Raw genomic sequence first — 20,325 nt, 5'->3', positions numbered from 1 at the left:
GGGTCAAGGCCCATCAGGTCGAACCGGAAGCCGTCGATCTGGTATTGCTCGGCCCAGGTCTTGACGGAGTCGACGACCAGTTTGTTCATCATGGTGTGTTCCGGTGCGGTGTCGGCGCAGCAGCTGTCGGTGGTCACTGTGCCGTTCAGTGAGAGCCGCTGGTAGTAGCCGGGCACGATCCGGTCGAGCACCGAGTCGGGGTCCTGGCCGGCGGCCGCGGTGTGGTTGTAGACGACGTCGAGCACCACGCGTAGGCCTGCGCGGTGCAGGGCCTGCACCATCTCGCGGAACTGCCGGGTCCGTGCGGCGCCGGTGGGCCGGGTGGCGTACGAGCCTTCCGGAACGGTGTAGTGCAGCGGGTTGTAACCCCAGTTGAAGTCGTCGCTGCCCTGGGTCCTGGCGATGCAGGCCTGTTGCTGGTCGGAGTCGGCCGGGTAGCTCGTCAGATCGCACGGCGGCTGGTCGCGGTCCGCCGGGTTCTCGGGCACACCACCGAAGTCGAACGTCGGCAGCAGGTGCACGGTGGTGACGCCGGAGCGGGCCAGCTCGCGCAGATGCCGCATCCCTGCCGAGTCGGTGTCGGTGAAAGCCAGATAGCTGCCCCGGGACGCGGCCGGCACAGTGGTGTCCTCAGTGGAGAAGTCACCGATGTGCAGTTCCTGGATCTGCTGGCGGGTGTTCGCGATGTCGGGCAGCCGGGGTGCGTTCCAGCCGCGCGGGATCAGATCGCGGTCGTCGAGATCGACGATCTGGCTGAGCTCGGAGTCGGTGGACAGGGCGAGGGAGTAGGGATCGGTGACGCTGTTGGTGACCACCTCCATCGCCGCGGGGGCGAAGACCTTGATCCGGTAGCGGTAAAACTTGCGGTCCCAGTTCCGGTCGCCGGTGACCGACCAGACACCGGTGGCGTCGTCGCGGCGCATCGGCATCAGGGCCGGCGTGGTCGCGGTCGGCGAATCGTACAGTTCTACGCTGGCGGTCTGCGCCGTCGGTGCCCACAACGACAGTGCCGGCCGGCCTGCCCGGTAGGTGGGTCCGAGTGTCGCCCGGCGGGCTTTCGCGGCGAAGAGGGTGTCGAGGACGCCGGGGATCTGCAGGCTGGACGCGTCGGCAAGGCTGCCGTCGGCGTCGATCGCGGCGACCGCTACCTGCCCGCGCAGCAACGCGGCGACATCGGTGCGGGCCGGCACCCTCAGCACGCTGTACGTGGCCAGGTGCGGGTACTTCGCCTTGAGGTCGGCGGGCATCCCGGCCGGGTCGTAGGTCAGCGGTATCGTCGCGCCGCCGGTGAGCCCGGATGGCCCGGCGCGCAGCCCGCCGCCGGGGGCGCCGCCCAGTTGATAGGTACGGGTGGCCGGGTCGCCGGTGAGTTTCCAGGCGATGGCCCCGGGTGTCAGCCAGTGCGCCCGTGCCGCTTGCAGGCTTGGGCGTGCCTCCCCGGCGTACACGGTGAGACTGTGGCTGGGCGCGTCGTAGCTGAAGGTGGTCGTGGTGGCGTCGGCCGGCACGGTGAAGGCGATGTTGTCGCCGCCCTGGACACCGTCCTGGCCGTAATTGACGTCCCAGCTCATCCCGAGGGTGGCCTTCACCTGGTAGGTGCCGGCCGGCAGGACCGTGGTGGTGAAGGTGTAGGTGTCGTCACCGTCGGGATCCTGCAGCCAGGTACGCAGGCAGTCCGGTGACCAGTCGGACGGGCAGCCGAGTTCGCTCTGGAAGTCGCCGGCGGCGGTGGCGATCGGGGCGGTGAGCGTGTCGGTGATCCAGTGGGTGCCGTGGTCGTAGAAGAAGCTGACCTTCGCGCCACCGGCCGGGACGGTGATCGGGATGTTGGCGCCGCCGGGTGCGGCGTTCAGTCCGTAGTTGACGTCCCAGGCCTTGTCGAGCGCCGCCTTGTACGCGAAGGGCCCGGCCGGCAGGTCGGCGGTGAGCTGCCAGACGTCGTCGGCGCGGCGGGTCATCTGTGCCTGGTCGCAGTCGGGCGCCCAGTCACCGCCGCAGCCGAACTCGCTGTCCAGGTCGCCGGCGACGGCGACGGCGGAGGGTTGGTCGGCAGCCTCGGCGGTCAGTGGCAGCAGCGGGATGAGCAGGATCGTCGCGGCACCGGCGGCGAGTCCGGCGACACGTCGTGATCTCGAAGCCATGGGGGATCCCTTCGTGGTCATCCGGCCGACCACCAGGCGGTGGTGTCCGGGGGCAGCATGTCCCCGTCGAGTGGGCCGCTGGCCAGCAGCAGCCGGCCGGGGTGTTTCACGGCGACCGGTTCGCCGGTCATGTTGGTGGTGCACCGCACCGTCTCACCGCCCGGCACCGGGCGGTCGAAGGCGAGCACGCCTTCACCGGCGTCGACCCACCACAGGTCGTCGCCGGTGAAGGTGGGCCGCAGGGCCAGGGCGCGGCGGTACATGGTCAGTGTCGAGTCGGGGTCGCTGTGCTGGGCTGCGACGCTGAGCGTGGCCCACAGTGCCGGCTGAGGAAGCCAGCTGCGTCCGCCGGGCGGGCCGAAGCCGTACGGTGGTTCGTGGCCTTCCCACGGGATCGGCACGCGGCAGCCGTCCCGGTAGCCGTCCTGCCCGGCGGCGCGGTGGAACGCCGGGTCCTGGCGCGCTTCGGCGGGCAGGTCGATCACTTCGGGCAGGCCGAGTTCCTCGCCCTGGAAGAGGTACGCCGAGCCCGGCAGCGCCAGCATGAGCAGCGTCGCGGCGCGGGCCCGGCGTAGCCCGGCGACCTCGTCGACCGGCTCGGGCCGGCGGCCGGCGATCTCCCCGCCGCCTGGTTGCAGCAGTCGGGTGGTGTGCCGGATGACGTCGTGGTTGGACAGCGCCCAGGTCGCCGGGGCGCCGACGGCCCGTACGGCTTCGAGGGACTCGTCGATGACCTCGCGTTGGGCGATCGGGTCCCAGGCGGTGGCAAGGTAGGCGAAGTTGAACGCCTGGTGCAGTTCGTCCGGCCGCACGTAGTCGGCGACGCGTTGCAGGGTCGGCGCCCAGGCCTCGGCGACGCCGATCCGGCGGCCGGGGTATTCGTCGAGGATGCGCCGCCAGCTGCGGTAGATGTCGTGGACACCGTCCTGGTCGAAGCAGGGCGACACCCCGATGTCGAGCAGGTGGGCCGGCGCGTGGTCGCCGCGGTTGGGCAGGCCGGCGGCCTTGACCAGGCCGTGCGCGACGTCGATGCGGAAGCCGTCGACGCCGCGGTCGAGCCAGAAACGCAGTACGGTGCGGAACTCGTCGGCAACCGCGGGATGGTCCCAGTTCAGGTCGGGCTGTTCAGCGGCGAACAGGTGCAGGTACCACTCGCCGTCCGGGAGGCGGGTCCAGGCCGGCCCGCCGAACAGCGACTCCCAGTCGTTCGGAGGTTCCGTACCGTCCGGGCCCTGCCCTGGCCGGAAGTGGTACCGGTTGCGCCACGGTGAATGCGGCCCGCCGGCCACGGCTCGCTGGAACCAGTCGTGCTGCTCTGAGGTGTGGTTGGGGACGAGGTCGACGATGATGCGCAGGCCGAGCCGGTGCGCGTCGTCGATCAGCGTCTCGGCGTCATCGATGGTGCCGAAGACCGGATCGACCCTGCGGTAATCGGTGACGTCGTAGCCGGCGTCGGCCTGCGGGGAGGCGTAGAAGGGCGACAGCCACACCGCGTCCACCCCGAGGGAACGAAGGTAGGGCAGGCGGCCACGGATCCCTCGGAGGTCCCCGATGCCGTCGCCGTCGGAGTCGGCGAAGCTGCGCGGGTACACCTGGTAGATCACCGCGGCGCGGTGCCATGCGGGCGCGGGCGTCGACTGCTCGGACAAGGGAGCACCTTTCGGTAGTACGACGGCAGCACGGCAGGGGCCCGCGGGGCGACGGGCCGCTGTGCGTACGGAAAAGGGACCTTCAGGATTTGCCGGCGCCGGCCGTCAGGCCGGAGACCAGGTGGCGCTGCACCAGGAAGAAGACCGCGGCGGCGACCATCGAGATCATGACGGACGCGGCGGTCATGGCGCCCCACTCGGCCTTGAACTGCCCGACGTAGGTCTGCAGGCCCACAGCAAGGGTGTACTTGTCGGGTGTGGTCATGAACTGGGTCGCGTAGGCGACCTCGCCCCACGCCGTGAGGAAGGTGTAGAACGCGGTGACCGCCAGGCCGGGTTTGGCGAGCGGCACCACGAGCCGCCAGAAGGTGCCGAACGGGGAGAGCCCGTCGAGCCGGCCGGCTTCGTCGATCTCGGCCGGGATGGTGTCGAAGTAACCGCGCAGCATCCAGGCGCAGAACGGCACCGAGATCGTGCAGTAGGTGAGCACCAGCCCGGCGTACGTGTTGATCAGGTGCAGCGCGGAGAGGATGTTGTAGAGCGGCACGATCAGGATGGCGACCGGGAACATCTGCGTGATCAGAAAGCTCCACATGAGCGGTCCGTGCCCGGGGAAGCGCATCCGCGACAGTGCGTATCCGGCGCTGGCCGCGATCAGCACACCGACGACGGTGGTGCCGGCCGCCAGGATCAGTGAGTTGGCCAGCCAGGTGGGAAAGCCGTCGGGCTGGCGGAGCACGTTCGCGTAGTTGCTCAGCACCGGGTTGCTGAGGATCTCGCCGGGGTTGGCCCATGCGTCGGCGTCGCCGAACGACATGTAGAGGATCCACAGAACCGGGAAGATCGCCGCCGCACTCGCGGTGATCATCACGGCGTGGTAGGCGATCGACGCCGCCCGGGAACGATCGCCTCGCCGCCGACGGCGGGCTACGGGCGCCGCTGTCGCGGTGGCGGCGGTTGGTTCGACAACTGTCAGGCTCATCATCGGCTCCTCAGCGAACTGTCCTGCTCGGCCAGCCGGCGGCGGTAGACCACGGCGAAGACCAGCAGCAACAGCAGGATCAGCGCGCCGTAGGTCGCGGCGCCCGAGTAGTCGCGGACACCGGCGAACGCGAGCCGGTAGGCATAGGTGACCAGGATCTGGCTGTCGGCACCGGCGTCACCGCCCACCAGCAGGAAGATGACCGGGAACTGGTTGAACGTCCAGATGCTGCCGAGCAGGACCACGGTGCTGCTGATCGGCCGCAGCCCGGGCAGTGTCACGTAGGTGAAGCGCTGCCACGCCGACGCCCCGTCCATCTCCGCCGCTTCGTACTGCTCGGCGGGAATGGACTGCAGCCCGCCGAGCAGGGCCACCATCATGAACGGCACACCGAGCCAGACGTTGACCGCGATGACCGACACCTTCTGCCAGAGGGGGTCGGCAAGCCACTGCACACCGGAGAGCCCGGCGGACGCGAGCGCCTGGTTGACGATGCCACGGTCGCCGTTGAGCAGCAGCCGCCAGGCGAACGCGCTGACGAACGCCGGCACCGCCCAGGGCAGGATCAGCATGATCCGGTAGCCGGCGCGGAACCGGGCTCGCTGGTTGAGCATCAACGCGAGCCCCAGGCCGAGCACGTAGTGCAGGACCACGCAGGCGATCGTCCAGACGACGGTCCAGGTGAGCACCTGGTAGAAGTGACCCTCCGCGCCGGACAGGACGTGCCAGTAGTTGTCCAGGCCGACGAACTCGTACGTGGACGGAATGTGGTTGGGCCCGATGGTGCGGCCGATGGTGGACTCGTTCGCGTCGGTCAGGGACAGGTACAGGCCGCGGCCGAGCGGGACGAGGACGAGGACGGTCAGCACGATGACGACCGGCGCGACCATGCTCCACGCGTACCAGTGGCGACCCAGCCGCCGGGTGACAGTGGCCAAGGGGCCACCCCTTTCTCCAGTGGGGTTGCCGTTACCTGGTGTAGCCCGGCAGCACCTTGGTGAACTCGTCCGCGGCCGCGTTCAGGCCGGCCTGGGTGTCCTGGCCCTGAAGGATCTTCACGTAGCTCTGCGACAGCGGCGTGAACAGATCGCTGGCCTGCGGGATCGCCAGGCGCGGCCGTGCGGTGTCCATCACCTTCTGGAACTGCGCGATCACCGGGTTCGCGGTCACCGCAGCGGTGTAGGCCGAAGTGCGGGCCGGCAGGGTGCCGTTCTTCTCAGCGACCGTGGCCTGCGTCTCGCCGGACGTCATGAACTGCACGAACAGCTGGGCGGCGGCGGGTGCCTCGGTGCCGGCGTAGATCACCAGGTTGTGACCGCCGACCGGGGCGCCGGCCTTGCCGGTCGAGCCCGCCGGGACGGCGGCGACACCGAGGGTGTCCTTGCTGGTGAACGCCTTGCCGGAGTAGGTGTCTCCGGCCGCCCACGGGCCGTTGATGATCATCGCGACTTTGCCGTCCTTGAAAGCGGCCTGCATATTGGCGTAGCCGTCGGTGAACGCGGGCTTGGCGGCCGCGCCGGAAGCGACAAGATCCTTGGCGATGTCAACGGCCCTGACCGCCTCGGCGGAGCTGACAGTGATCTTCTTGGTCGCGGCGTCGGCCAGGGTGGCTCCCTCGCCGTACAGGAAGGGCAGGAGGAAGTAGCTGTCCGGGTTGAGGTAGATGCCGTCGGCGCCGGCCTTGGATCTGAGCGCCTGCGCTGCCGTCTTGACCTCGGCCCACGTTGCCGGCGGCTCGGTGATGCCGGCCTTGGCGAACAGTTCCTTGTTGTAGAGCAGGCCGAGAGTGTCGGTGACCTGCGGCGCGCCATAGGTCTTGCCGTTGTACTTCGTGCCACCGGCCGGTCCGGCCAGGATGTCGTCCGGCTTGTCCACGGCCGGGGTGCCGTCCAGTGGGAGCAGGTAGCCGGACTCGGCGAAGCCTGGTGTCCAGCCCACGTCGGAGCGCAGGACATCTGGGGCACCGTTGCCGCCCTGGGCCGCGGTCTTGAACTTCTGCTGGGCGTCGGAGAACGGCACGTTGACGTAGTTGACCTTGATCTTCGGGTGCTGCGCCTGGAAGTCGGCGACGAGCGCCTTGAAGGTCGGTGCCTCGGTGGTGGCGTCGGAGGTGTCCCACCAGGTCACGGTGCCGGACACCGAGGCCGGGTCGGAGACGGAGCCGGCACCGGACCCGGTGTCGGAGCTGCATGCGCTCAGCGCTGCCAGCGATGCGATGACGGCCACCGTTGCGATCCCGCGTTTCATGATCATCCCCTAACCGATTCACCTGCAGAAACGTGAACGTCTTCCGGCTGTGCGACCGAACCGTAGCAAGTAACTAACTCAAGTTAGCTAACGTTTTGGTAACTGCGCCGCACAAGCATTGACTCGGCTCTGTAACACGCTCTTAATACTTGGTACTCACCGACATCGATGGAGGCCACCATGCGCCGACAACGAACCCTCCGAGCCGCTGCCACTGCGGCAACCGCCCTGACCCTGGGGATCGCCGGGATCGCGTACACCGAGCACGCCGCCGCCGACACCACCTCGGTCACCATCGCCGGCGACCTGCAGAGCGAGATCGGGTGCGCCGGTGACTGGGCCACCGACTGCTCGGCGTCGAACCTCAGCCGGCGCACCGACGGCATGTGGTCGCGCACCGTCACCGTTCCCGCCGGAACCTGGGCTTACAAAGCCGCACTCAACGGGAGCTGGACGGAGAACTACGGCGCTCACGCGGCCCCGGGCGGCGGCAACATCACGCTCACCGTCCCGGCCGGTGGCAAGGCCGTCACGTTCCTGTACGACCCGGTGACCCACTGGATCACCGACGACGTCACCAGCCGGATCGTCACGGCTGCCGGCGACTTCCAGAGCGAGCTGGGCTGCACCGGCGACTGGGCACCGGACTGCCTGCGTACCTGGCTGCAGGACATCGACGGCGACGGCGTCTACACCTACACCACAACCGCGATTCCAGCCGGCACCTGGGCCGTCAAGGCCACCATCGGCCAGTCCTGGGCCGAGAGCTACGGCGGCCCGAACGGCGCGAACATCCCGTTCACGGTCACGACCGCCGGGTCCACCACGACGATCCGGTACGACTCCGCGAGCCACCAGCTCACCGTCACCGGCTCGGGAGGCGAGGCCGCCACCGGGACCCTCGGCGCCACCTACACCGCCGCCGCCACCACCTTCCGGCTCTGGTCACCCGACAACACCGACGTCAAGGTCATCGTCGGCGGGACCACCTACCCGGCGACCCGTGTCTCGCTGCCCGGCTACACCGACGTCTACCAGGCCAGTGTGACCGGAAACCTGAAGAACCAGGCCTACCAGTTCACCGTCGGCGGCACAGCCGTGCGTGACCCGTACGCGCGGATGGTCAACCCTGGCACCAGCCAGGGCATCGTGGTGGACCCCGCGGCGATCACGCCGACCAGCGGCACCTGGCGGGCAGCACCCCCACTGGCGAACCGTGAGGATGCGGTGATCTACGAGCTCAGCGTGCGGGACTTCACCATCGACGGCACGTCCGGGGTGAGCGCGGACAAACGCGGTAAGTTCCTCGGCCTGGTCCAGACCGGGACCGCCTACAACGGAGCCAAGACCGGCATCGACCACCTCAAGGAACTGGGCGTCAACACCGTCCAGATCATGCCCGCGTACGACTTCGCCAGCACCGTTCCGAACTGGGGTTACGACCCGCTGAACTACAACGTCCCCGAGGAACAATTCTCCCAGTTCACCGCCCCCGCGGAGCGCATGCGCGAGTTCGCCGACATGGTCGACGAGTTCCACCGCAACGGCATCCGGGTGATCCTGGACGTGGTCTACAACCACACCGCGACCAAAGACGTCCTGCAGGGCATCACCGGCAAGTACTACACCGCCACGGACTACTCCGGCTGCTGCGGCAACTCCCTCGACGACAGCCAGCCGATGGTCAGCCGGATGATCCGCGACTCCCTCGAGATGTGGGTACGCGACTACCACGTCGACGGCTTCCGCTTCGACCTGATGGGCATCTTCCACCACGACCAGGTCGCCGGCTGGGGCACCTACCTCAACACCACCTACCCCGACCGTAACCTGCAGCTCTACGGCGAACCCTGGATGGGCGGCGTCACCCCGCCCGCCGAGGCCGACTTCGTCCGCTACGGCAGCACCGCGTCGATGACCGGCGGGCACATCGGCGTCTTCAACGGCGCGTACCGGGACGCGATCAAGGGCGGCACCCGCGACCAGGTCCTCGGCTACATGGGCGGCGCGGGCAACCAGAATGCCGTCACCACCGGCCTGCGCGGATCACCCCTGGCGACCAAGAGCACGGCGGTGCTGAGCGACCTGTGGAACCCCGCCTTCGCCTACGACCCGGAGCAGACGATCAACTACGTCTCCGCGCACGACGACCTGAACCTGTGGGACAAGATCACGTACTCCGGGGTGACCGGCGGCGCCGACGGGCGGGCCGGCCGGATGGACCGCTTCGCCGCCGGCATCGTGCTCACCTCGCAGGGCATCCCCCTGTTCACCGAGGGCGACGAGTTCCTGCGTTCGAAGGTGGTGGGCGGCGACTACGAGACTGCGGCGAATTCGTACAACGCCGGTGACAACGTCAACGCGATCCGGTGGAACGACAAGGTCACCAACGCGGGCACTTTCGCTTATTACAAGGCGGCCATCGCGCTGCGCAAAGCCACCCCCGGCATGCGGCTGACCACCTGGGACGCCGTCAACACCCGGCACAGCACCCAGGTCAGCGGCCAGGTGATCACCTCCGTGCTCGACTCCACCACGGTGGCCGTCTACAACCCCGGCGCAAGCAGCGTGAATGCCACCCTGCCGGCCGGCTCCTGGACCAAGGTCCTCGACGCCACGGGGGCGGTCACCAAGACCGACACCACCGCCGACGCGCTCGCCACCACGGTCTTCAGGAAGAACTGATCCGACCGGCTGACGCTGCCCCGGATGCGGCAGCGTCAGCCGGCCGGCACCGGGCCGCTCGACTCACGGATCATCAACGACGTGCCCAGCAGCTGATGCGGGTGCTGATCCTCTTCCCGGATCGCCGAGATCAGAAAGTCGGCGGCCGTACGGCCCTTGGTCGCGATCGCCTGCCGGACTGTGGTCAGCCTCGGCCGCAACCACGCCGCCTCAACCAGATCGTCGAATCCCGTGACCGACACCTGGCCGGGAACCGCGATCCCGAGATCGTGCAGCGCATCCACCGCGCCGAATGCCAGGACATCGGAGAGTGCGACGATCGCGGTCGGTGACGCCTGCCTGATCAGCGTCTTGGTCGCCCGGTACCCGTCCGTCCGGGTCACCGGCACCTCGGCGAGCGCCACGTCGTCAAGGGTCAGACCCACCTCGGCAAGCGCCTCCACGATCCCCGCCATCCGCCGGGCCAGGGGGCCCCGGTAGCCCCGCACCGCCTTGTCCGGCCCCGGATCGATGCTGAGCACGGCCAGCCGCCGGTGGCCCAGCCCCAGCAGGTGACGCATCACCGCGAGCGCGCCGCCGTGGTCATCGACGTCAACGCTCGGCACGTCCTCCTGAGGGTCGCTGTCCACCAGCACGAACGGGATCCGGTGCCGGGCGAGCTCCGCCACCTCGCCACGATCGGTCTCCAGCCCGCAGACGATGAAGCCGTCCACCGCCGCGTATGGAATCGCCTTCAGCATCGAGTCGCGCAGCGGCGGCGTCAGGACCATGGTGAGTCCCTCATGGTCACAGACCTGCCCCACCCCCATCAGGAACCTCGCGTAATACGGGTTCTCCATGATTTTGGCCAGGCTCTGCGGCAGCAGCACACCCAGCGCGTTGGTCTGCCCCGCCTTGAGCATTCTGGCCAGGGTGTTCGGCACGTACCCGATCTCCTGAGCGACGGCGAGAATCCGGTCACGGGTCGCCTCGGAGATGTAGTCCGGCCTGTTGAACGCGAACGAGACAGCCGAGCGGGACACCCCCGCCGCCGCGGCGACATCACTGGAGGTCGGCTTTCCCCGCGACGCGCGTCCCCTGCCCCCGGTGGTCTTCGCCGCCATGAATCTCCCCTCCCCCAACACGTGGTGGCCACCCTATAACAAGATTACTAACGCGTTAGTGAAGCCGCTGGCGGCCCTGCGCCCTCTCATGCTGGCTTCTCCTCGCGGACGGGTGGGCGGGCTCGCATGGTCCGCCAGCTTCCTGGCCGCATGTGGACCGGTCGCCTCAGGCTTGACAACGTCCCGCACGAACCGAGTAAGTTACACAAAGATTAAGCGTCATGCTGATCAATGTCGATGTCGTATGGCCGTTCAGCTCCCTAAAAGGCGCGATGAGCTGCGCTGCGCAGCAGTCCGGAACAGCTCGGCGACGAAGCGCGTAAGTGCGTAACGCATCTCCCATCCTCACGCGAAAGGCATTCCCCCGATGTCGAAGCGAAGAGTTCTCGCCCTGATAGCCGCCGGCACGGCCGCGGTCCTGGGCACCGGGTTCACCATCAGCCAGGGCACCGCCTCCGCCGCGACGCCGCCCGCGCCGGCCGGGGTCACCAGGGCCGACGTGATCACCTATCTCAAGAGCCTCACCGGCAGTCACGCGCTCTCCGGCCAGCAGGGCGGCTCGACCGGCAACCCGGCCCAGTGGGTGACCAAGGTGCACGACATCACCGGGCAGTACCCCGGCCTGTTCGGTGGTGACTTCGGGTTCAGCCAGAACGACATCAACAGCCGCCAGACGATGATCAACCAGGTCAAGACCGAGTGGGCGAACGGTACGCTCAGCTCGATCACGATGCACGCATGCCGGCCCGACGTGGCGACGTGCGACTTCGAAGGCGGCTCGAATCCGGTCAAGGGCAGCAAGTTGTCCTCGGCGGAATGGACATCGGTGGTCACGAGCGGGACCTCGCTGAACAACGCCTACAAGGCCAAGCTGGACCAGTTCGTCCCGTACTTCCAGCAGCTCGAGGACGCCGGCATCCCGGTGATGTTCCGGCCGCTGCACGAGTTGAACGAGGGCTGGGCCTGGTGGGGCGGCAACGCGAACGCCGCCGCCGGCGGCGCCAAGCTGTTTCAGGTCACCCACGACTACCTGGAGTCCAAGGGTCTGAGCAACCTCATCTACGTGTGGGCGCCGAAGGACACCGCCGGCGGCGCGGCGAGCGTCCGGAACTACTACCCCGGTGATGCGTACGTCGACGTCGTTGCCCTTGATGTCTGGGTGAACAAGTTCCCGTCCACCGACTGGTACAACGCGCTGTCCTCCATCGCCGGCGCCAACAAACCGATGGCGCTGGCCGAGGTCGGCAGCGTGCCCCAGCCGAGCCAGATGAACAGCCAGCCGAAGTGGGTCTTCTGGAGCGTCTGGATGGACTGGCTGACTATGCCGGACTACAACTCCAACGCCTCGATCCAGGCCGGCTACTACGACGCCCGGACGTTCAACCAGGGCGAGGTCAACATCCCCACCGGCAACCAGCCGACCACCCCGCCACCCACCGGCGACAGGACCGGTGCGATCACCGGCATCGGCGGCAAGTGCATCGACGTCGCCGCCGCCGGCACCGCCAACGGCACCGCCAACGGCACCGCCGTCCAGCTCTACGACTGCAACGGCTCCCCCGCCCAGCAGTGGACCATCGGCGCCGACGGCACCATCCGCTCCCTCGGCAAATGCCTCGACGTCACCGGACAGGGCACCGCCAACGGCAGCACGATCCAGCTCTGGGACTGCAACGGATCCGGGGCCCAGCAATGGGTCCCGCAGACCAACGGCCACCTGCGCAACCCGCAGTCCGGCCGCGACCTCGACGTCCCCGGCGGCGCCACCGCCAACAACACCCGCCTGCAGATCTGGGACACCAACACCAACGCCTGGCAGATCTGGGGACTCCCGGCCTGACCTCCGGAGACCCGGGGCCATCAGCGCCTCGGACAAGGACGGCACGCCCTGTTGGGCGTACCACTATCTGCGCCTCGCCAAAGGCCAGCGCGCCCTGACCGCGGTCCGCCCGGTCAAGCCATCTGACCTACCCTGGTCGGTGGGTCGTCATCCCGCGACCCACCGACCAGCGGAAGCGACGACACCGAGGGTGAAGAGAGTCACGATCGCGGACATCGCCCGCCAGGCAGGAGTGTCCAAGAGCCAGGTTTCGTACGCTCTCAACGACCGTCCCGGCGTTGCCGAGCCCACCAGGCAGCGCATCCTCGCCGTCGCCGCAGAAGCCGGTTTCCGGGCCAACAGCTCGGCCCGCGCCCTGGCCGGTGGACCCTCCCGCGTCGTCGGGCTCGCCCTGCGCCGGCCCGCGCAGACCCTCGCCGTCGAACCCTTCTTCATGGAACTGGTCGGCGGTCTGGAAGCCGAGCTGTCCGCCCACGGTTTCGCACTACTGCTGCAGATGGTGACCGACGACCGCGCCGAAACCACCCTCTACCAGCAGTGGGCCAGCGACCGCCGGGTGGACGGGGTGCTCATCTGCGACACCCGCATCGACGACGAACGGCCGGCCCTGGTCAGCCGGCTCGCCCTGCCCGCGATCGTCATCGGACCACCCGTCGCGGGCGGGTCGCCACCCAGCGTCTGGTCCGACGACGCCCGGCCGATGACCGAGGCGGTGGAGTATCTGACCGCCCTGGGCCACCGGCGCATCGCCCGGATCGCCGGGCTGCGGGAGCTCGCCCACACGACGGTCCGCACCGCGGCGTTCGAACGGATCTGCGCCGAACGCGGGCTCACCGAGACCACGGTCCGCTGGACCGACTACACCGGCGCGAGCGGCGCCCAGGCCACCCGGGAGCTGCTCGACGCCGCCGGGCCGCCCACCGCCCTGATCTACGACAACGACATCATGGCCGTGGCCGGGCTCGCCGTGGCGCAGGAGCTGGGCCTCACCGTCCCGGCCGACCTGTCGATGATCGCCTGGGACGACTCGCCGATCTGCGCGCTGGTGCACCCGACGCTGACCGCGCTCGCCCACGACATCGGCGCGTACGGCGCCCACGCCGCCCGCCAACTGCTGAGCTTGATGGCCGGCCGGCCGATCGCTTCCAGTCAAGCCGAACCGGCGCACCTCGTCCCGCGCGGCAGTACGGCGCCGCCGCCGGAGATTAGGATGAGCGCGGGTTGACGGCATCCGCCGGCAGCAGCCCGACGATCCGGGGAGAGGCATGGTCCGGCCGGCCACGATGACCGACATAGCCCACCGGGCCGGTGTGTCCCGCGTGGCTGTGTCGTACGCGCTCAACGACCGCCCGGGTGTGTCCGACGAGCTCCGCGCCCGCATCAAGCAGATCGCCCACGAGATCGGCTTCACCGCCAGCATCTCCGCCCGCGCGATCCACGGCGCCGCCGCCCACGCGATAGGCCTGGTGATGCGCCGGCCCACCCCGGAGCTGAGCGCCGAGGTCTTCCGGCGAGAGCTGATCAGCGGCATCCAGGCCACCCTGGCCGGCGAGGACTACGGCCTCGCCCTGCAGTTCGCCGACACCCCCGACCAGGAAGTGGCGATCCACCGGGGCTGGGACGCCGAACGCCGGGTCGACGGCGTCATCCTCTTCGACCACCAGATCGACGACCCCCGGCTGCCGGCCCTGTCGACCCTGGATCTGCCGGTAGTGGTCCTGGCGCCGCCGATCGCCGGCTATCCGTCCTTCAGTTACGTGTGGTCCGACGAGGCCGCCGTGGCCAAGCAGCTCGTCGGCCACCTGCACGACCGGGGGCATTGCCGGTTCGCCAGGGTCAGCGGCCCGAAGTCGTTGCTGCACACCCAGCGGCGCACCTCGGCGATCGCCGAGGCCGCCGAGGCCGCGGGGCTGACCTGGGAGACCATCGCGGCCGACTACACCGGCTCCGCGGGCGCACGGGCCACCCGCCGGTTGCTCAGCGCCCGGCACCGCCCGACCGCCCTCGTCTTCGACAACGACCTGATGGCCGTCGCCGCCCTGAGCGTGGCGCGGGAGATGGGCGTCGCCGTCCCCGAACACCTGTCGATCATCGCCTGGGAGGACTCCGCCCTCTGCCGCACCGTACGCCCGGCGCTGACCGCCCTGCACCGTGACATCGTCGACTACGGCCGTACCTGCATGACGACCCTGCTGGCGCACATCTCCGCCAGCGAACCGCTGACCCGGCAACTCCCGAAGGCGACGTTGATCCTCCGCGAATCATCGCGTTAGCTCGTACTGTTCGGCATCGGAATGGGGAGGTGCCAGACCTGCCACGGGTTGGTGTTGCCTTCATAGATCTGCAAGCCGGCTCCGTTGGCGCTGTAACCTCCGGGCACGTCCAGGTACCGGCCTGACTGAGGGTTGCGCAGGTGGGAGCGGGACTCGATCACCCACGCCTGCCCGCCGGAGCCGTTGCAGTCCCACAGCTGGATCGGCGTACGGTTCGCCGTGCCCTGACCGGTCACGTCGAGGCACTTGCCGAGCGCCCGGATCGTGCCGTCGGCGCCGATGGTCCATTGCTGCTGGGCCGAGTTGTTGCAGTCCCATATCTGTACGGGCGTGCCGTTGGCGTCGCTGCCGTTCGTGACATCAACGCACTTGTCACCCACACCGACGATGGGCCCGGTACGCGCACCTGGCGGGGTTCTCGGGGCCGGGGTGATGGTGATGGTTGATGGAGGGGCGCCACGCCGGCCGGAAATGGCGCTCACCGTCGGGCGGGTGCTCGGCGTCGGGCGCGTACTCGTTGCGGTCACGGTCGGGCCGGCACCGGACGTAGCGCTCTCGACGGGCAGAGGCAGCACCTCGGCGCCGGGTGACTCCCTCGGCAGCGCGGCGGCGCCCACCCACGGGCCGGACGGACTCGCATCCGGCTGGGCCATCCGGGCCAGGACGAACCCGACCGCGAGGAGCAACGTCGCGCCGGCGACCACGATCAGCGGGCTACGCAGCGCGCCGGCGGCCGGCCGCGACCGTACTGAACGCGGCCGGGCAACCGCCCTCTCTTCGCCGGCCGGCGGGCGGCGGTCTGCGTCGTCGGGCCAGTAGTCGGAGATCCGCGGCCAGGCGAACGACGCCGTCGGTAGCCTGCCCACGGTGCTCCGTACCGGCGGCAGGTACGGAGCAATGCGTGGTGTCTTGGCCGGCTCCGCCGCGTTGTCCGTACTCTCCACTCAACGGCCTTTTTCTCTCGGAGATCCGGTGGCGGCCCGGTTGCTCGTCACTGCCGGACCGCCGGGCTGAGGGGTCAGGCCGTGGGCAGTCGGAACCGCTGGAAGAACTGCCACATGAGAGTGTCGGCGCTGATCTCGTGGGTGACCGTGCCGTTGCCGTTGTCGATGGACGTGTCCGGCCAGGTGTGGCCGCCGTTCGACACCGAATAGAGCACGACGTCCGCACCCTCGGAGCAGCCGCCGTAGACGGTCTTTGCGACGTGCGCGCTGATCGTGGTGGTCACCGGTCCGGAGCAGCTGTTGATCTGTGCCCACCGCTGCTGCGCGACCGGAACCGAGTAACGCCACAATTCGGTGCCGCCGCCCTGGTACGGGTTGGTGTTGTCCTGCTGGCCGTGGAAGGCGATCACCGGCACCGACCGCACGGGCGTGCACGACTGCGGGTCGGGGCGCGAGGTGTCCTGCGGGTCGGGCCGGCCGGCGCGCAGCCCGGCGACCGGGGCGATGGCGGCGATGCGGCCGGCGCGCTGGCAGGCGAACGCTGACACCATCCGGCCGCCGCCGGAATAGCCGGTGCCGTAGACCCGGCTCGGGTCAGCGCACAGCACCCCGGTGGCGGTGGTGATGACCTGGTCGAGGAAGGCGACGTCGTCTCGCGCCCCGGCCGGGGCGGTGCCGACACCGGGGACGTTCCAGGCGAAGCCACTGGCCGCGGGAATGTCACCGGTGGGCGCCACGACGAGGAACTTGCCGGCGTCGGCGACCGGTTTTATCACGCTGTACTGCAGCTGCCCGCTGCCGGTCATCTGCGTACCGTGAAGGTCGAGAACCATCGGCAGCGCCGTGGTGGACGATGTTCCGGCCGGAACATAGACGGTGACCTGGTATTGCCGGCCCGCCAGAGTCACCGGGACCTGGTGCTCGCCGGCGCCGACCGACCGCGTGCAGGTGCCGGGGGTCGTGCCCCCGCCGGGCAGCACCCAGTCCTGATTGGTCTGGGAGTTGCAGGTCCAGATCTGGATCTGCGCGCCGTTGGCGCTGGACTGCCCGGCCACGTCCAGGCACCGCCCTGTCTCCGGGTTCACCAGATCCTTGGTGGTGTTGTCGTATCGCCACTGCTGGTGGCCGTTGCCGAGGCAGTCCCACAGCTGCACCTTGGTGCCGTCGGCGTTGACGCCACCGCTGACGTCCAGGCATTTGCCGAGGGCACGGACCGTCCCGTCGTCGGCGACGTTCCACTGCTGGGCGGCGGTGCTGTTGCAGTCGTACAACTGCACCTTGGTGCCGTTGGCGGTGCCGGCCGCAGCCACGTCGAGGCACTTGCCGGCCAGGCCGGTGATCGGACCGGCGACCGCAGCCGAGGCCGGCAGCGTCAATCCGGCCGTCAGCGCGACGGCCGTCGCCGTGATCGCGGCAATGGTCACCGCTCGGGAACGAAACTTCATCGACTCTCCTTGGCGTCCAGCGGCTCGCATCGACCACCCGGTCCGGCTCAGTCCGGCCGGCTGAACCACGTCGCCGCTCCTCGAACCGAGTAAGTTACGACGAAATTACGTCGCCCACTGATGGATGTCAATCGCCCGGAAGCAGCTGAACGGGCGACGTTCAAAGCGGTGAACTCCCGCTGGCTGGCGGGGTTGCATCGATGGGCGGATGGTGAGACTCCTCGAGATCACCGGACGCCTCACCAGTTCCTGACATCTCCCTACAAGACTCCCCCACACTCCGCCGTCGATCTCTGCGGCACCAGCTGCACCAGCGGAGCCGGAGGTGGTGGAGGGAATGACGCAACAACGTTGGTCCGGCGGCCGGCGGGCGCTTCTCACTCTGGGTGGACTCACCCTGATCAGCGCCTGTGCCGGGCCGCCGCCGCCAAAGCCGGCCGGACCGGCAGCGAAACCGGCAACACTGCCATCCTCGCCGGCGCCGTCAGTGCCGCCGCCGTCACCCACGCCGACCGCGCTGCCGCCCATCGCGATCCAGGCCAAGCCGCTCTACGTCGTACCGGCCGCTGCTGTACCGAAAGGGTCGAAGGCCGTGGCGCTCACCTTCGACGACGGGCCGGATCCGGCGTACACGCCGCAAGTGCTCAAAATCCTGCGGCAGCAACACATCAAAGCCACATTCTTCGTGATCGGGCAGCAGGCACACGATCACCCTGGTTTGATCAGGTCCATCGTCGACGAAGGACACACCATAGGTACGCACACCTGGTCGCACAAGGACGTCAGCCGGATGCCCGCCGCACGCGCACGGACCGAGATCGGTCGCGCCATCGACACCGTTGCCGCAACGACCGGGCACATACCCCACCTCTTCCGGGCACCGTACGGGAGTTGGTCACACACCGCGTTCCAGGTGTGCGCGGAGCTCGGGCAGACCTCGATCGCCTGGGACGTCGACCCGCGCGACTGGGACGATGCGGGATGGGACCAGATTCGCTCGAAGGTCCTGCACCAGGTCGGCAACCGGTCCATAGTGCTCACTCATGACGGCGGCGGCGACCGGTCCCAGACCGTACGCGCGTTGCGGAATTTCCTTCCCGTTCTGATCGACCGCGGCTACCGTTTCGTGGGGGTGTGAGCGATGGCCAAGTCTCGTCGTCTGCGGATCGTGCTCGTCGTCGTGCTGGCCCTGCTCGTCGTCGGATCGACGGCCGCGGTCGCCGGCACCCGGCTGCTCTCCCACCGGTACGAGGGCGCCGTCGAACGCGCCGACCTGCTGCCCGCCGCACCCCCGGCCTCCCCCGGCGCCACGACCGAGCCGCCGAAGGTGCGCGGGCCGATGAACCTGCTGATCATCGGCTCGGACAGCCGCACGAAGGGTGAACCGGGCGACGGTCGCAGCGACGTCGTCATCCTCATCCACATCCCGAAGTCGACGAGCAAGGCGTATGTGATCTCGATCCCGCGCGACACGTACCTGCCGATCGCCACCGCCGGCGGCGGCCGCGGACCCCGAAACAAAATCAACTCGGCGTACGCCTGGGGTGGCGCCCCACGCCTCGTGCAGACCCTGAACCAGTACGGCGGCATCACGATCGACTGGCCGGTGATCGTGGACTTCGCCGGCATCCGCAAACTCACCGACCTGGTCGGCGGCGTCGACGTCACCATCGACAAGGCGACCGTCGACACGTACCGCTTCCTGCCCGACCACAGCCCGTACCCGTCGGCACCATGCACTGACCCGCAGGGCCGCTCGCGTCGCTGCGTAGCCTTCGCCGCCGGCAAACAGCACCTCGACGGCCAACTGGCCGAGTACTACGTGCGTCAGCGCCGCGGCCTACCCAACGACGACATCGACAGGTCCAAGCGGCATCAGCAGTACCTGCGGGCACTGGCCGAAAAAATCGCCGACCAGAACATGCTCACCAGCCCCCGCGACCTGGACCGCCTGGTCCGCACCGCGGCCAGCACCCTCACCGTAGACCGGCGCATGCCTGTGCAACGCCTGGCTTTCACACTGCGTGGCCTGCGGGCCAACGACATGACCTTCATGACGCTACCGATCGCGGAGAACCGGGACGTTCCCGGCGTGGGCTCGGTGATGGTCCCTGACGCCAGCCGCTCCCGCGAGCTGTTCGCAGCACTCCGCGAGGACGACCTCGACAAATACGTCCGCGACAACCCGCCCAACGACGTACGCCATGGCCGCTGAATCGCCACTCAAGCATGGGGGTCGGTGCGGATTCGCCATCGGTGATCGGTGCGGTGAGCTCGGGTGCCGACCCGTCGAACTCGGCCGCGACTCGAGCGGTGGCCGCGTCGGCGTCGTTTACGCCTGCGGGGTCAGCTCGGTTGCGGCGGTCAGGATCCAGGTGCGGAATTCGACCGCGAAGTGCTCCAGGTGCTGCTCGACCACCTCTGGGGCACAGGTTGCCGGCAGCGTGACCGACAGCCGTACGGTGAACCCTCCGGGCTCTTCGGTGAAGACGTTCGCGATCGAGCCGATCACGGTGCCGTCCTCGAGGAGCATGTGAGATCGGCGCCCGGCCGGTTTCTCGGCGGTGGCGGGCAGTTCGTGAGTTTTGACGAGGCTGTCGTCCCACTCGCGCATGAAGAACGAGCACACAAACTCGCCGAGGGTCTCGACGATGTTGACGTTGCGGCCCGGCGCCTTGTGGATCGCGTAGTGCTCGGGGTGCCCGGCCAGCATGACGTCCTCGCGAGCGAACGCTCGGGCGAGCCAGCCGGTGAACTGCGCCGCGGTGATCCGGTGGGCCCGCAGAGTTGTCGTGCCGGTCGCCTCGGCCCCGGCGGACCGTTCGAGGTGGTCGCGCAGGAACGCGTCGCCGGCGGCGATGTCGTCGCGCAGCAGTTCCAGCAGGCGGTCGCGGCCCAGGTTGGTCTTCAGCAGTTTCAGGGCCCTGCGGGCGGAGAACAGCTCGAAGTTGTCGATCGTCGCGTCGGTGTCCTCACCGGCGAGACGTACCCAATGCTCGGTGTTCGAGGTCATGGT

At 68.9% G+C, this 20,325-nt stretch carries 15 protein-coding genes; 6 read left to right on the top strand and 9 right to left on the bottom strand.

Translation table 11 applies throughout. The annotated features are described in order from the left end of the window. The 5 genes from Ahu01nite_RS49140 to Ahu01nite_RS49120 form a co-directional block, all read right to left on the bottom strand. On the bottom strand, positions 1 to 2,141 hold a 2,141-nt coding region (locus tag Ahu01nite_RS49140), incomplete at its 3' end, for a pullulanase X25 domain-containing protein (RefSeq protein ID WP_438874880.1). A gap of 17 nt (positions 2,142 to 2,158) precedes the next feature. Beyond that, the gene (locus Ahu01nite_RS49135) at positions 2,159 to 3,790 is read right to left on the bottom strand and encodes a glycoside hydrolase family 13 protein (protein ID WP_203843680.1); all 1,632 of its coding nucleotides are present in this window, start codon (positions 3,788 to 3,790) and stop codon (positions 2,159 to 2,161) included. An 82-nt stretch (positions 3,791 to 3,872) separates the two neighbouring features. Beyond that, positions 3,873 to 4,772, bottom strand: a complete 900-nt coding sequence (locus tag Ahu01nite_RS49130; protein WP_239159781.1) for a sugar ABC transporter permease — start codon at positions 4,770 to 4,772, stop codon at positions 3,873 to 3,875. After that, positions 4,772 to 5,710: a carbohydrate ABC transporter permease gene (locus Ahu01nite_RS49125; RefSeq protein WP_239159780.1), complete on the bottom strand. Its 939-nt coding sequence runs from the start codon at positions 5,708 to 5,710 to the stop codon at positions 4,772 to 4,774. The genes Ahu01nite_RS49130 and Ahu01nite_RS49125 overlap by 1 nt, the downstream gene beginning before the upstream one ends. A gap of 31 nt (positions 5,711 to 5,741) precedes the next feature. After that, the gene (locus tag Ahu01nite_RS49120) at positions 5,742 to 7,019 is read right to left on the bottom strand and encodes an extracellular solute-binding protein (RefSeq protein WP_203843678.1); all 1,278 of its coding nucleotides are present in this window, start codon (positions 7,017 to 7,019) and stop codon (positions 5,742 to 5,744) included. Positions 7,020 to 7,199: 180 nt separating this feature from the next. Here Ahu01nite_RS49120 and Ahu01nite_RS49115 point away from each other — a divergent pair, with 180 nt between their 5' ends. Next, on the top strand, positions 7,200 to 9,704 hold the full coding sequence (locus Ahu01nite_RS49115; protein ID WP_203843677.1) for a pullulanase X25 domain-containing protein: 2,505 nt from the start codon (positions 7,200 to 7,202) through the stop codon (positions 9,702 to 9,704). Positions 9,705 to 9,739: 35 nt separating this feature from the next. Here the strand turns inward: Ahu01nite_RS49115 and Ahu01nite_RS49110 are convergent, their stop codons facing one another. Further along, complete coding sequence (locus Ahu01nite_RS49110) at positions 9,740 to 10,807, bottom strand: LacI family DNA-binding transcriptional regulator (RefSeq protein ID WP_203843676.1); 1,068 nt, start codon at positions 10,805 to 10,807, stop codon at positions 9,740 to 9,742. Positions 10,808 to 11,174: 367 nt separating this feature from the next. On the opposite strand from Ahu01nite_RS49110, the gene Ahu01nite_RS51225 reads away from it, so the two are divergent. From Ahu01nite_RS51225 to Ahu01nite_RS49095, 3 genes are all read left to right on the top strand, one after another. Then, complete coding sequence (locus Ahu01nite_RS51225) at positions 11,175 to 12,647, top strand: glycosyl hydrolase (RefSeq protein WP_239159779.1); 1,473 nt, start codon at positions 11,175 to 11,177, stop codon at positions 12,645 to 12,647. Positions 12,648 to 12,837: 190 nt separating this feature from the next. Continuing rightward, positions 12,838 to 13,872: a LacI family DNA-binding transcriptional regulator gene (locus Ahu01nite_RS49100; RefSeq protein ID WP_203843675.1), complete on the top strand. Its 1,035-nt coding sequence runs from the start codon at positions 12,838 to 12,840 to the stop codon at positions 13,870 to 13,872. Between the two features lie 58 nt (positions 13,873 to 13,930). Beyond that, positions 13,931 to 14,920 (top strand): LacI family DNA-binding transcriptional regulator, encoded by a 990-nt coding sequence (locus Ahu01nite_RS49095; protein WP_203843674.1) that lies wholly within the window; start codon positions 13,931 to 13,933, stop codon positions 14,918 to 14,920. Here Ahu01nite_RS49095 and Ahu01nite_RS49090 read toward each other — a convergent pair. Then, positions 14,917 to 15,786: an RICIN domain-containing protein gene (locus Ahu01nite_RS49090; protein WP_239159778.1), complete on the bottom strand. Its 870-nt coding sequence runs from the start codon at positions 15,784 to 15,786 to the stop codon at positions 14,917 to 14,919. The genes Ahu01nite_RS49095 and Ahu01nite_RS49090 overlap by 4 nt on opposite strands. Before the next feature lie 152 nt (positions 15,787 to 15,938). Beyond that, positions 15,939 to 17,309 carry an RICIN domain-containing protein gene (locus tag Ahu01nite_RS49085; protein ID WP_203843673.1) on the bottom strand — a complete coding sequence of 457 codons (1,371 nt, stop codon included), beginning with the start codon at positions 17,307 to 17,309 and terminating at the stop codon, positions 15,939 to 15,941. A gap of 337 nt (positions 17,310 to 17,646) precedes the next feature. Here Ahu01nite_RS49085 and Ahu01nite_RS49080 point away from each other — a divergent pair, with 337 nt between their 5' ends. After that, positions 17,647 to 18,447: a polysaccharide deacetylase family protein gene (locus Ahu01nite_RS49080; protein WP_203843672.1), complete on the top strand. Its 801-nt coding sequence runs from the start codon at positions 17,647 to 17,649 to the stop codon at positions 18,445 to 18,447. Positions 18,448 to 18,450: 3 nt separating this feature from the next. After that, the gene (locus tag Ahu01nite_RS49075) at positions 18,451 to 19,524 is read left to right on the top strand and encodes an LCP family protein (RefSeq protein WP_203843671.1); all 1,074 of its coding nucleotides are present in this window, start codon (positions 18,451 to 18,453) and stop codon (positions 19,522 to 19,524) included. Positions 19,525 to 19,641: 117 nt separating this feature from the next. On the opposite strand, the gene Ahu01nite_RS49070 is transcribed toward Ahu01nite_RS49075, so the two are convergent. After that, on the bottom strand, positions 19,642 to 20,322 hold the full coding sequence (locus Ahu01nite_RS49070; RefSeq protein WP_203843670.1) for a hypothetical protein: 681 nt from the start codon (positions 20,320 to 20,322) through the stop codon (positions 19,642 to 19,644). Positions 20,323 to 20,325 lie beyond the last annotated feature (3 nt).

The organism is Winogradskya humida (genome assembly GCF_016862215.1).
GTDB lineage: Bacteria > Actinomycetota > Actinomycetes > Mycobacteriales > Micromonosporaceae > Actinoplanes > Actinoplanes humidus.
This window is presented reverse-complemented; position numbering and strand designations above follow the sequence as displayed.

What these genes read in the sequence shown, in the direction of transcription:
- Ahu01nite_RS49130 (WP_239159781.1), bottom strand. Translation starts at nt 4,772, where the DNA reads ATGAGCCTGACAGTTGTCGAACCAACCGCCGCCACCGCGACAGCGGCG.
- Ahu01nite_RS49120 (WP_203843678.1), bottom strand. Translation starts at nt 7,019, where the DNA reads ATGAAACGCGGGATCGCAACGGTGGCCGTCATCGCATCGCTGGCAGCG.
- Ahu01nite_RS49115 (WP_203843677.1), top strand. Translation starts at nt 7,200, where the DNA reads ATGCGCCGACAACGAACCCTCCGAGCCGCTGCCACTGCGGCAACCGCC.
- Ahu01nite_RS49110 (WP_203843676.1), bottom strand. Translation starts at nt 10,807, where the DNA reads ATGGCGGCGAAGACCACCGGGGGCAGGGGACGCGCGTCGCGGGGAAAG.
- Ahu01nite_RS51225 (WP_239159779.1), top strand. Translation starts at nt 11,175, where the DNA reads ATGTCGAAGCGAAGAGTTCTCGCCCTGATAGCCGCCGGCACGGCCGCG.
- Ahu01nite_RS49095 (WP_203843674.1), top strand. Translation starts at nt 13,931, where the DNA reads ATGACCGACATAGCCCACCGGGCCGGTGTGTCCCGCGTGGCTGTGTCG.
- Ahu01nite_RS49085 (WP_203843673.1), bottom strand. Translation starts at nt 17,309, where the DNA reads ATGAAGTTTCGTTCCCGAGCGGTGACCATTGCCGCGATCACGGCGACG.
- Ahu01nite_RS49080 (WP_203843672.1), top strand. Translation starts at nt 17,647, where the DNA reads ATGACGCAACAACGTTGGTCCGGCGGCCGGCGGGCGCTTCTCACTCTG.
- Ahu01nite_RS49075 (WP_203843671.1), top strand. Translation starts at nt 18,451, where the DNA reads ATGGCCAAGTCTCGTCGTCTGCGGATCGTGCTCGTCGTCGTGCTGGCC.
- Ahu01nite_RS49070 (WP_203843670.1), bottom strand. Translation starts at nt 20,322, where the DNA reads ATGACCTCGAACACCGAGCATTGGGTACGTCTCGCCGGTGAGGACACC.